Source organism: Chryseobacterium sp. DT-167 (assembly GCF_058310155.1).
In genome coordinates this window covers 26,568-38,736 of sequence record NZ_JBZEEQ010000008.1, presented here as the reverse complement: position 1 = coordinate 38,736, position 12,169 = coordinate 26,568, and the positions used below count along the sequence as shown (strand labels likewise).

The 12,169-nt window shown below is 33.9% G+C and carries 9 protein-coding genes; 3 read left to right on the top strand and 6 right to left on the bottom strand.

The window, feature by feature from the left end; genetic code table 11:
- Positions 1-10: 10 nt before the first annotated feature.
- A complete protein-coding gene (locus AC4FQ5_RS11680; protein WP_491143482.1) occupies positions 11-646 on the bottom strand; it encodes a hypothetical protein in 636 nt (211 codons plus the stop codon).
- A 158-nt stretch (positions 647-804) separates the two neighbouring features.
- Here AC4FQ5_RS11680 and AC4FQ5_RS11675 point away from each other — a divergent pair, with 158 nt between their 5' ends.
- Positions 805-1,770 (top strand): YpdA family putative bacillithiol disulfide reductase, encoded by a 966-nt coding sequence (locus AC4FQ5_RS11675; protein ID WP_491143480.1) that lies wholly within the window; start codon positions 805-807, stop codon positions 1,768-1,770.
- 80 nt (positions 1,771-1,850) lie between these two features.
- Positions 1,851-2,837, top strand: coding sequence for a S41 family peptidase (locus tag AC4FQ5_RS11670; protein ID WP_491143478.1), 987 nt, complete (start codon positions 1,851-1,853; stop codon positions 2,835-2,837).
- 9 nt (positions 2,838-2,846) lie between these two features.
- Here the strand turns inward: AC4FQ5_RS11670 and AC4FQ5_RS11665 are convergent, their stop codons facing one another.
- The 5 genes from AC4FQ5_RS11665 to fbp all read right to left on the bottom strand — a co-directional run bounded on the left by AC4FQ5_RS11665 (position 2,847) and on the right by fbp (position 10,677).
- A complete protein-coding gene (locus tag AC4FQ5_RS11665) occupies positions 2,847-4,877 on the bottom strand; it encodes a TonB-dependent receptor (RefSeq protein ID WP_491143477.1) in 2,031 nt (676 codons plus the stop codon).
- Between the two features lie 127 nt (positions 4,878-5,004).
- Positions 5,005-6,168 carry an MFS transporter gene (locus tag AC4FQ5_RS11660; protein WP_491143801.1) on the bottom strand — a complete coding sequence of 388 codons (1,164 nt, stop codon included), beginning with the start codon at positions 6,166-6,168 and terminating at the stop codon, positions 5,005-5,007.
- A gap of 230 nt (positions 6,169-6,398) precedes the next feature.
- Positions 6,399-8,072: a glutamine--tRNA ligase/YqeY domain fusion protein gene (locus AC4FQ5_RS11655; protein WP_491143476.1), complete on the bottom strand. Its 1,674-nt coding sequence runs from the start codon at positions 8,070-8,072 to the stop codon at positions 6,399-6,401.
- A gap of 580 nt (positions 8,073-8,652) precedes the next feature.
- Positions 8,653-9,660, bottom strand: a complete 1,008-nt coding sequence (locus AC4FQ5_RS11650) for an o-succinylbenzoate synthase (protein WP_491143474.1) — start codon at positions 9,658-9,660, stop codon at positions 8,653-8,655.
- Positions 9,661-10,677 carry a class 1 fructose-bisphosphatase gene (gene fbp, locus AC4FQ5_RS11645; protein ID WP_300353243.1) on the bottom strand — a complete coding sequence of 339 codons (1,017 nt, stop codon included), beginning with the start codon at positions 10,675-10,677 and terminating at the stop codon, positions 9,661-9,663.
- A gap of 238 nt (positions 10,678-10,915) precedes the next feature.
- On the opposite strand from fbp, the gene AC4FQ5_RS11640 reads away from it, so the two are divergent.
- Positions 10,916-12,154 carry an aspartate kinase gene (locus tag AC4FQ5_RS11640; protein WP_491143471.1) on the top strand — a complete coding sequence of 413 codons (1,239 nt, stop codon included), beginning with the start codon at positions 10,916-10,918 and terminating at the stop codon, positions 12,152-12,154.
- The last annotated feature ends 15 nt before the right edge of the window (positions 12,155-12,169 follow it).

Genomic DNA, 12,169 nt, shown 5'->3' with positions numbered 1-12,169 from the left:
AAGGGGAATCTTATATCGTCCACTCATCGTTAATGACTGCAACAATATAATATTTCCCGTCAAATTCTTCAAATACAAAACGTAGAGCATTCCAATCCATTCCGCCATATTTTTCTGAGCCTTGGAGAAAATTTTCAGTAAAATTTGAATTTGGGTAGATCTCTTTTAAATTATTGAGTGAATTTCCTCCGCCAAGAAATTTATTAAAGGCGTATTCAGATTTTGTAAAATCCTTTTTGAAAACCCAATCTTTAAGATAAGCATTGAGAGTTGCTTTATAAATTTCACCCGATCCGTCTCTTGATCCCCAAATAAAAACAGTTTTTGAAGGTTGATATTTTTCAAAATCTTCTTTTGAAAAATGTTTATCTTCATTTTTATTAACGAAAGCATACATTGAAAATCTCACTCCTTTTTGAGGATGAATATAATTTGCGAAAATATCATAGTAACCGACTTTCAGAGCCTGCAAGAGTTCATCGTTGGTCTTTTTCAAAGCAACTTCTGTAGACAGGGCATCTTGTTTTGTATCGGTTCTTTCGTTTGATCTTTTAAGATTATCAGTTGAAACTGCAGGATTCTTGTCCTGTTTTTTTTCACATGACAATGCAAATAAAAGTGAAAATATTGCAAAAGCTTTTCTCATTCTGAAATTTTAAGAAAAAGTCCAAAACCAATGCCATGTTTAAGTCGGAGACTTTGATATTTTTTTAGTAGAATCCAATTGGAGACCTATATTATATTTCAACGTCGTTAATCTAATTTATTCAAATTTTAAACAGTCTATTTTCGTAAATTTGTAAGATGGAAATTCTAGATATTCTCATTATCGGAGCCGGGCCAATTGGTTTAAATTGTGCTCTCGAAGCCGGGAAAAATAACCTCAACTACTTAATTATTGAAAAAGGGACAATTGTCAATTCGATTTACAATTATCCTCTGTATATGAGATTTTTTTCAACTGCCGAAAAATTAGAAATTGATGAAATTCCATTTATCTCCACAGCTCCGAAGCCGGGAAGGCAAGAAGCTTTGGAATATTATCAGGGAATTGCCAGACAGAAAAATCTGAATATAAATTTATATGAAAAGGTTTTAAAAGTGTCTAAAAAAGACAACGTTTTTGAAATTGAAACTTCCAAATCAAATTATCTTGCAAAAAATGTCATTATTTCCACAGGTTTCTACGACATCCCCAATCTTATGAATATTCCCGGAGAAGATTTGGAAAAAGTGAAGCATTATTATACCGAACCTTATCTTTATGCTAAACAAAAAATTGTGGTCGTAGGATCAAGTAATTCTTCTGTAGATGCTGCTTTGGAAACGTATAGAAAAGGCGCTGAAGTAACGATGATCATTCGACATTCGGAAATTTCTAAAAATGTAAAATACTGGGTAAAACCGGATATAGAAAACAGGATTGAGGAAGGAAACATCAAAGCTCACTTCAATTCTGAATTATTAGAAATTAAAGAAAATTCGGTTATTTTTAAAGACGAACGAGGTGAAATTCAGGAAATAGAAAATGATTTCGTTCTTGCAATGACGGGTTATCTTCCTGATTTTGAATTCCTTAAAAATTCAGAAATTGATCTTCAGGGAGAATGTTTGAATCCGGTTTATAATCCTGCAACAATGGAATCAAATATTCCGAATTTATATTTGGCAGGAGTGGTTTGTGGTGGAAAAGACACCCATCTTTGGTTTATTGAAAACTCAAGGATTCATGCGGAAATGATTGTAAAAAATATACTTTCCAGCAATTAATAATTTCATTAAAATTAAACAGATTACTGATTTAATACTTCGATATAAAGTTAGTATTTTTAGGCAATCAAATTTCTAATATGAGAAAACTTTCAATCATCTTGACTTTAGTAAGTACAATGAGTGTTTCGGCACAATCAGACAGTATTCAGGTGTATGTTACCAATGCATTGAATGTAATGAAAGAAAAATCTGTAAATAAAAAGAAGGTAAATTGGAAGGAAGTTTATGATAAAACTTTACATGAGTCTTTGAAAGCAAAAACTATTGCAGAAACTTATCCTATTATTAAAAACTCTTTAGCTTATTTGGAAGATTCACATTCTAATTTCTATCCCAAAGATGTGGTAAAAGAGTACACATTAGGTTATAAAGCTACAGGTCAGGAATTTCCGGTGATTAAAAGTGAGCTTTTAAAAGACAACTACGCCTACATTAGTTTACCAGACATTGGATCTTTTAACAACGATGACTGGAATACGTACATTAATAATTTTTACAGCAAAGTAAATGATTTACGGAAGCACAATCCCAAAGGCTGGATTATTGATCTCAGAGGAAACTTTGGTGGAATGCTTTATCCGATGTATGCTGCAATTGCCCCTTTTTTAGATAAGAAAAATGTAGTTGGGACTAAAGATTCTGAAGGGAACATCACCTATTTCAATTACAAAAACGGCAAGTTTTATGAAGGCTCAAAGGCGACCCAACAATTTCAATTGACAGAAAAAGAACCAAAACAAATAGATGAATCTGTTGCAATTTTGATTGACAAAGTAACAGGAAGTTCTGCGGAATTTATTGCAGCCGCTTTTGTTGGTCAAAAAAATGTGAAATTGGTTGGTGTAAATTCGCAGGGCTTAACATCCGGAAATCAGGAATACAAATTATCAGACGGATCTTTTCTTGTTTTGACGATTGGCAATATTGTTGACAGAACAGGCAAAGAATATACGAAAATTGGCGAAGGCATCACTCCAAATATTAAGATAGAAAAATCAAATGATAAAGAAAAAACGAACGAGCAATATCTGAATAAAGCATTTGAATATATTGACGGAAAATAATTTTCAGATTTAAAATTCAACCTTCGCACCCAAAACAAAATTTCTTTTTGCAGCAGGATTATAATAACGGTTTCCGAAAGCATTGATATCAAAGCCTAAAACATAATCGGTATTGTACAAATTCTGAATCTGGACAAATAAATTCAACCTTGTCTTTTCAAATTCTACAGGATATCTGAACTGAATATTTCCGATCAAATTGGAATCTGATAAAACGGTATTCGCATCATTCAAGGGCATTTTCGATGTGTAAAAGTGAGAATAATCTACGGCAAGCTTATTGAAAAAAGTAAAATTCAATAAACTGTTGATCGTCGTTTTTGGAACTCCTGTCAAATCATTTCCTGAAAAATCACTTCCTCCATGCTGATAATTTTGAAATTTAAAATCATAAAAACTCCCCGAAAATCTGAATCTGAAGTTGCTGAAAAAATCATTTTTAAGATTAAAATTTTTAGATTCTAATAAAAGCTCAACACCTTTTTGAACGGTTTCACCGGAATTGACAAAAAATTCCTGTCCGCGATCATTTTGTCTTCTGACAATCGCATCTTTCATTCGGAAATCAAAATAATTAGCTTCTGCAAAAATTGCATTTCCAAACTGTTTTCTGATTCCGACTTCTTTATTCCAGCCATATTCAGGAACAAGATTGAGATTAAATTCCTGATTGGAGGAACGGATTTCTTCATTAGTCGGAGCCGAATTTCCTTTACCAATTTTTCCTCGTACAGAAAAACCTTTACCGATAAGATAAGTCAGTCCGAAATTGGGAAGAAATTGATCTTTAAATTTCGTTTTTCCATTTTCAGAAGTTGGAAAAATCTTTTCCCACTCGTATGCATTTGAATTTAAACTTAATGAAATGTCAGAAAACAGTTGTTCATTAAAATTCAATTTCTGCGAAACGAAAAAGAATCCTGAATTATTTTTAAGCTTATCAAAATTCTGCGGATTTCCTTCTATCCCTTTATTATTATCAAAATTTTTAATGAAAATATGATTGGTTCCGCCTTCAAAACCCAATCTCCATTCTGCTGAGATGTTTTCCCAATTTTGCTGATAATTCAAATGCGTCCTCAATGCAAAATTGCTCTCAAAACGGTTCTCATAATTGGTAATGAAAGGATTTTCAAAATCTACATACGAACCCTGAACTAAAACGAAATGCGAAAAATTTGGAAGAATTGTAAACTCATGAGAAATTCCTGCTAAAACCATTTTATTGCCGATTCCCGCATCCTGCTCTTTTGCTCCGGGAACAGTTGCTGTCTTCGGTCTTGCCTGTCTTCTGTTGAGCTGCATTTGTTCTAAAGTCAATCCCCCTGGAGTTTGATAGTCGATATCAGAAAGGAGAATCATGGCTTTCAGCTCTGCATTTTCTGAATATTTAAAATTATCTTTTATAAAAATCTGTTTTCTTTCCACCGCAGACTGTTCACGATAAGAATCGGTTCGATAATAATTCTGGAAAATCTGGAAGAAATGTTTCCCAAATTGTCTTGAAAAATTTATACTTTCATTAAAGGTTCCATAACTTCCAACAGAAATATTTGCTGAAGTGTTTTCTGAATTCTGCGTCTGCAACAAAACCGTTCCGCCGGTTGCAGCTCCAAAATCGCCACTTTCAGGACCTTTGAAAATTTCCATTCTATTGATCAGTTCTGGCGAAATCACATTAAAATAAGTATTTCCTGAAGCATCAGAAAGAATAAAATCATCAAGATACACTTTCACATTGCGAACTCCAAATGGTGACCGCAAAGTGCTTCCACGCAAAGAAATTCTATAACTTCCGGGTGAACGTTCTTCCATTCTTGCACCTGCAATCTGATTGACAGATTCTAATAATCTTTCGGGCGGATTCTGATTTAATAAATTTTCATTAATCACAGAAACTGATTTTGTTGATGTGATAAATGAAGTAGGCTTCTTGTAAGCATCAATTTTGACTTCGGAAATTAATGTTGCAGAATCTCTTTTCTGTGAAAAAACTAATGAACTGTAAAAAGTGAGTGCTAAAAAGTATAATTTGGTCATGAAATGGTTTTGTACACTTGCAGCATCAAATATTGTACAGTTTTGGAATTTGTTGCGTTTTAATTTTAAATAAAAAGAAAAGCCGCAGATTATATCATACAGCTTTTCATTTTCAATTGATTTTAATTTAAACTTTTTTGTCTTTTATCATCCAAGGAATGACAAAATAAAAGCTGATAGCGATGATGGTTGCTAAAACTCCGGTTCCGATCCATAAAAGGTTAAATCCAAATTTTTCAGCAATCAAAGTTCCTAAGTAAGGAGTTATGATGAATGCAATTGAGAATGAAATTCCATTCAAACCCATGTAAGCTCCTTTATTATTGTTACCGGAACGTAAAGCAGTGATAGTCGACATGAAAGGGAGCGTCCAGATTTCTCCGATGCACAGCAAAGTCATTGATACCAACAACGCAAGCAAGCTATAATCGAAAGCTAACATTGCATAGGAAAAACCACAAATGAAAGTTCCGATAAGCATGGTAATGGCTAAGCTAAAATATTTTTCGGCAATCTGAACCAATCCCATTTCGAGCAGAACCACTAAAAAACCGCTGTATCCCAAGATGAATCCGATATTTTGCTGACTTAAATGGGCTGTATCTTTATAAAAAATCGTTAATGTACTGAATAACTGAAAGAAACAAATGGAAAATAACATACATAAAAAGCAATAAACCAAAAACTTACCATCAAAATAGGGTGAATTTTCTTTCTTAATTTCTATAGCTTCTTTTACTTTTTTAGCTTTTATTTTTGCCAACTTATTTCTGCCATAAAAGAATGAAATATAAAGTAACCCAGCCAATAAAGCCGCTAAGGCATTGCTGTAAAACAAAAATTCATAAGAAATTGCAGATAAAATTCCACCTAAAGCAGGACCGATTGAAAATCCTAAATTCACTGCCATTCGGTTTAATGAAAATGCTCTTGTAATATTTTCAGGCTTTGCATATTTTGTAATTGCCACCGAATTTGCAGGACGGAAAGCATCACTGACAATGCTTTGAAGCAATATTATTAAAGCAACTCCAACCTCAGTTTTAAAAATCGGGATCAGACAAAATAATGGTACACTAAGTAATAAACTGATGTACTGCACTTTGTACTCTCCTACTTTGTCTGTAATATAGCCGCCAAGCCATGAACCAATTACAGAACCAATTCCGAAAAAACTTAAAACAATTCCTGTATTTTCTATACTGAATTTCAGATGTGCAGTCATGTACACTCCCAAAAACGGAAGTACCATTGAGCCGGAACGGTTGATGAGCATTACCAATGCCAACATCCAGCTTTCTTTTGAAAGTCCTTTGAATGAACTTGTATATATATGTATGAGTTTCACAATTTTTCTTTTTAATAATTTTAAAACACAAATATTCCTAATATTTTCTCTAATTACACGAGTTGAAATTCTTGAGATTTTTGAAGACATTGGTGTTCTTAGTGTTCATAAAACAAAAAACAGGACTTAAAAAATTTAAGCCCTGTTTCATTTATAGTGATATAAATAAATTTTTACTCCGGCTTATAGGAGTCTTTTAATGTTACGGTTCTGTTGAATACCATTTTGGTATCCGTTGAATCCTGATCTTTTGTAAAATATCCAATTCTTTGGAACTGAAGCGGTTCTCCCACAGCAACATCCTTCAAACTTGGCTCAGCAAATCCCTGAATCGTAGACACAGAATCTGGATTAACAAAATTCAGGAAGTCTATATCTTTCTCCGCATCAGGCTGCTCTACAGTGAATAAATTATCGTAAATTCTAACATCAACAGGAATAGCATGCTGCGCAGAAACCCAGTGTAATGTTCCTTTTACTTTTCTTAAACTCTCCTCAGTTCCGCTTCCTGACTTAGATTTTTCGTCGTAAGTAGCGTAAATAGTTGTAATTTCTCCGTTTTCATCTTTCTCCACTCTTTCAGCTTTGATGATGTAAGCGGATTTTAAACGGACTTCTCCGCCTAATTTTAATCTGAAGAACTTATTATTCGCTTCTTCCTTAAAATCTTCACGCTCAATATATAATTCTCTTGAGAACGGAACCTCTCTCGTTCCTGCATTTTCCTGTTCAGGATTATTCTCAGTTTCTAGCCATTCTTCTTTTCCTTCAGGATAGTTTTCGATGACCAGTTTTACAGGATCTACAACTGTCATGACACGTTTTGCAACTTTATTCAAATCTTCGCGTACGCAGAAATCCAATAACTGGATTGAAATAAGGTTTTCTCTTTTTGCAACACCTACTTTATCAATAAAATTCCTGATCGAAGCCGGTGTAAAACCTTTTCTTCTCATCCCGGAAATTGTAGGCATTCTCGGATCGTCCCAACCCGTAACTACGTTTTCAGCGACAAGTCTCTGCAGTTTTCTTTTGGAAGTAATCATGTAAGATACATTCATCCTCGCAAATTCTCTTTGCTTAGGTGCTACTTTAGATTCGTCATAAACCTGCTCCAGATACCAATTGTAAAGTGGCCTGTGATTTTCAAATTCTAAAGAACACAGTGAATGAGAAACCTGCTCCAAATAATCAGATTCACCATGAGCCCAATCGTACATCGGGTAGATTTTCCATTCTGTCCCGGTTCTGTGATGGGGTTTATTTAAAATTCTGTACATTACGGGGTCACGCATATTCATATTTGGTGATACCATGTCAATTTTTGCACGAAGGGACATTGAGCCGCTTTCAAACTCACCATTTTTCATCCTTTCGAATAAATCTAAAGATTCTTCCACAGGACGGTTTCTGTATGGCGATTCAACCCCCGGTTCCGCAGGGTTTTTCCTTTGTTCGGTAATCACTTCAGAAGGTTGTTCATCTACATAAGCTTTTCCTTCTTTGATCAACTGAACAGCCCAATCGTAAAGTTGCTGGAAGTAATCAGATGCATACAAAACTTTATCCCATTTGAAACCTAACCATTCTACATCTTTCATAATAGAGTCTACAAATTCCTGTTCTTCTTTTTCAGGGTTTGTATCGTCAAAACGAAGGTTTACGGGAGCGTTGTATTTTTCACCCAAGCCAAAGTTGATGCAGATCGCTTTTGTATGACCTATATGTAGATAACCGTTGGGTTCAGGCGGAAAACGGAAACGGATCTGATCATTTCTCATACCGTTTGCCAAATCATCTTCTATAATTTGCTCAATAAAATTGAGTGATTTTTTTTCTTCTTCCATTAGAATAAACTTACATTGTCGCATGATTATCCGACAATTTGCAAATTTAGGAAAATTTAAGGTTTAAAAAAAATGATAATTTAATGGTAAATTAACTTATAAATAAGAATTTTTTCGGAAATTTATACTGTAAAAACTAAATCACAAACCGTTAATCATGATTGCTTACATTTTCATCAATGTAAAAGATAATTCCCCGTAAGATTAATAACAATCTTTACTACAACATTGTAATCCCATACGTTTAACTAATGTGATTTTTAAATCAGATAATTCAGATACTTAGATAAAAAAATATTTTTGAATCGGTTTAGAAGAGTTATCAATATTATCGAAAGATTAGAGAGAATCATTTTATTAATGTAAGATGTTATCAGTCAACAAGTAACATCCCAAAAAATAAAAACGGCACAACATTTGATATACTGAATTACCTTAAAATTTAATCACCTATGCTATGAAAAATCTTAAAAAAAAGTTTTCTTATATTTTAGAATATATTAAGGAAGCGATATTCATCAGAAAAGATGTGATCTGAACACATTAAGTTTAATTTCAACCTGAATTATAGATTAAAAAACTACTTTATTTTAAAAGATAACCGATCTTTATTTAACTCTAACTGACTGACAAAATTATTGGTAAATAGACTTCCGGTTCCCAGACCTTGTGGCATTTCGCTGTTTTTAGTAAATGTATACTGTGCAATTGCATTCAATCCTATATTGCTTTCTAAAGCAGAAGTAACCCACCATCCGATATTTTTTTGTCCGGCTAAAAATATCCACTCATCACAAGCAGAAAAACCTCCGATTAATGACGGCTTTAAAATAATGTATTGAGGTCTGATTGTTTCTAAAAGATCTTTCTTTTTATTCGAATCTATAATTCCTATAAGCTCTTCATCGAGAACAATGGGGGTTGGCGTTTCGGCACACAGTTCAGCCATGCTTTGCCAATCTCCAGATTTTATCGGTTGCTCGATTGAATGGATATTTAAATCTGACAATTGCTTCAGCACAAGTTGAGATTCCTGCTTAGAAAACCCACCATTTGCATCAACACGAAGTTCCAATTGATTTTTGGAGAATTTTTCTCTTAATTTTTGAAGAATTAAGTGTTCAGATTTCCAGTCTACACCGATTTTCAATTTAATACAGTGAAATCCATCTTCAAGTTTTTCCTGAATTTGCTCTTTCATAAAACCAATATCTCCCATCCATATCAAACCATTGATCATGATTGAAGATTTCCCTTCCGTAAATTCACTTGGAAAATACAGATTTTCACCGTGCTTTAAATTCAAAACAGCCTGCTCGTATCCAAACCAGATTGAAGGAAACTCTTTTAATTCCTGATTTAAAAATTCGGCATCTTTTTGAATATTTTTACACAACCATTTCAATTTTTCTTCATAATCCGGTCGGTCATCAAAACTCAGTCCTCTGAAAATTGCGCACTCCCCTATTCCTTTTTTCCCACCCTCTGAAATTTCCAGAATAAAGGTTTCTTTTTCATACAAAACGCCACGAGATGTTCCACTCGGGCGTTTGAATTTTAGTAGATATCTGTAATATTCTGCTCTCATTTATTTTACGCTGTCAATTCGCATAAATTCTTCCGCTTTTTCCACCATATCAACACTTCCACAGAAAAATGGTATTCTTTGATGAAGCTCGGTCGGCTCAACTTCCATGATTCTTCTGAAACCATCTGTAGCTTTTCCTCCTGCCTGTTCCGCCAAAAATGCCATTGGATTACACTCATACAATAGTCTTAATTTTCCGTTTGGTGCCTGAGAATAAGATGGATACATATAAATTCCTCCTTTTAACATGTTTCTGTGGAAATCAGCCACTAAAGAACCAATATATCTTGATGTATAAGGTCTGTCACCTTCCTCCATCTGACAATATTTCAAATAATTTTTTACTCCCTGAGGAAATTTGATGTAATTTCCTTCGTTGATGGAATATATTTTACCTGTTTTTGGGAAAGTCATATTCGGATGAGAAAGATAATAAGTTCCTAAAGACGGGTCTAAAGTAAATCCGTTAACACCATTTCCTGTCGTATAAACAATCATTGTTGACGAACCGTAAATTACATATCCTGCAGCAATCTGATTGATTCCCTTTTGTAAGAAATCCTGTAACTGCACTGGTGTTCCCGGCTCGGTAACCCGTCTGTAGATTGAGAAAATAGTTCCTACAGAAACATTTACGTCAATATTTGAAGAACCGTCAAGAGGATCGATCAAAACCACATATTTGCTCAGATGGCCGTTTTCTCCACATTTAATATCGATAAAATCATCGTTCTCTTCTGAAGCAATACCGCATACAACTTCTCTTTGTGATAATGCCGTTATAAAAATATCATTGGCAATGACATCAAGCTTTTGCTGCTCTTCTCCCTGAATATTCTGGTTTCCGGCAGCACCGGTGATGTCTACGATTCCGGCTTTGTTTACTTCTCTGTTGACAACTTTTGACGCCAGTCTTATCGCACTTAGAAGACGTGAAAATTCTCCCGTGGAATACTGGAAATCTTCCTGTTTATCAATTAAAAATTCTCCTAAGGTCTGTAATGGTTGATCTGACATTTTTATACTTTTACGTTTGCTTCAAATTTCGTAAAAATTATCCGACCTGAAAGAATTTTCTTTAAAATCATATAAACCACTGAATTACAAAACATTAAACCTTAAACACAAGGATTTTAAACAATTATGCCATAATTATGAATCACCAAATCGTGCTCTTTCATATCTCACTGTAAATTTATAATTTTGTCGATTCAAAAAATTTTATTTATCTAACAATTTTATTAGTAATCTTAGAATGAAAATTTTCAAGTTTGGTGGAGCTTCCGTAAAAGATGCCGAAAGCGTAAAAAATGTATCTATGGTTTTAAAAAGCCAGGGCTTTGAGAAATGTCTCCTTGTCATCTCGGCTATGGGTAAAACGACCAATGAGCTGGAGAAAGTAGTAGAACTCTATTTTAAAAAAGAAGACTATCAAACTGAAATTGAAAAAATAAAACAGAAACACATAGAAATAGCGAAGGGACTGTTCCAGAACGATCATGTGGTTTTTGAAGAAATCAACCTTTTCTTTGATGATATTGTTTCATTTTTAAGAAGAAACAAGTCTCCGAATTACAATTTCGTATACGATCAGGTGGTGAGCTGCGGGGAAATGATCTCTACTAAAATTGTCAGTGAATACCTGAACGACAATCAGTTTACCAATCAATGGCTGGATGCAAGAGATTATATCAAAACTGATGATTCTTACAGAGACGGAATTGTTAACTGGCAGAAAACAGAAGAATTTATTTCGACTTTAAATCCTGCAATCTCTTACGTCACCCAAGGTTTCATTGGTTCAGACGATAATAATTTCACAGTAACTTTAGGAAGAGAAGGTTCAGATTATTCTGCTGCAATTTTTGCATACTGCTTAAATGCCGAAGCAATGACCATCTGGAAAGATGTTCCGGGAGTGATGACGGGCGATCCGAGAAAATTCAAAGACGTTTCTTTGCTTTCAAATATTTCCTATGAAGAAGCTATTGAAATGGCTTATTACGGCGCAAGTATTATTCACCCGAAAACATTACAGCCATTACAGCAGAAAAACATTCCTTTTTACGTAAAATCTTTTGTAGATCCTACAAAAGACGGAACAAAAGTAGGAGCTTCTGAAAAAAATCAAAATGAAGAATCTTATATTTTAAAAGAAAATCAAACACTCCTGAAAATATCAACAAGAGACTTCTCATTCATTGCGGAAGATCATATGAGTCTGGTTTTCGGATATTTATCCAAATACAAAATCAAAGTTTCTTTGATGCAGAACTCCGCAATTTCGTTAGCTTTATGTCTGGAAGACAAATTTTTGAAAATTGATGAGCTAAATGAAGAACTTCAGAAAGTATTTAAAACCGATGTGATAAAAAATGTATCTTTATTTACGGTGAGAAACGCAAAAATGGAAAACATCGGTAAATTTTACCAGGAAAAAAGTGTATTATTGGAGCAGATTGCAAAAAATACGCTTCAGATGGTAACACAATAAAACTAATGACGACTA

What these genes read in the sequence shown, in the direction of transcription:
- AC4FQ5_RS11680 (WP_491143482.1), bottom strand. Translation starts at nt 646, where the DNA reads ATGAGAAAAGCTTTTGCAATATTTTCACTTTTATTTGCATTGTCATGT.
- AC4FQ5_RS11675 (WP_491143480.1), top strand. Translation starts at nt 805, where the DNA reads ATGGAAATTCTAGATATTCTCATTATCGGAGCCGGGCCAATTGGTTTA.
- AC4FQ5_RS11670 (WP_491143478.1), top strand. Translation starts at nt 1,851, where the DNA reads ATGAGAAAACTTTCAATCATCTTGACTTTAGTAAGTACAATGAGTGTT.
- AC4FQ5_RS11665 (WP_491143477.1), bottom strand. Translation starts at nt 4,877, where the DNA reads ATGACCAAATTATACTTTTTAGCACTCACTTTTTACAGTTCATTAGTT.
- AC4FQ5_RS11660 (WP_491143801.1), bottom strand. Translation starts at nt 6,168, where the DNA reads ATGTTGGCATTGGTAATGCTCATCAACCGTTCCGGCTCAATGGTACTT.
- AC4FQ5_RS11655 (WP_491143476.1), bottom strand. Translation starts at nt 8,072, where the DNA reads ATGGAAGAAGAAAAAAAATCACTCAATTTTATTGAGCAAATTATAGAA.
- AC4FQ5_RS11650 (WP_491143474.1), bottom strand. Translation starts at nt 9,660, where the DNA reads ATGAGAGCAGAATATTACAGATATCTACTAAAATTCAAACGCCCGAGT.
- fbp (WP_300353243.1), bottom strand. Translation starts at nt 10,677, where the DNA reads ATGTCAGATCAACCATTACAGACCTTAGGAGAATTTTTAATTGATAAA.
- AC4FQ5_RS11640 (WP_491143471.1), top strand. Translation starts at nt 10,916, where the DNA reads ATGAAAATTTTCAAGTTTGGTGGAGCTTCCGTAAAAGATGCCGAAAGC.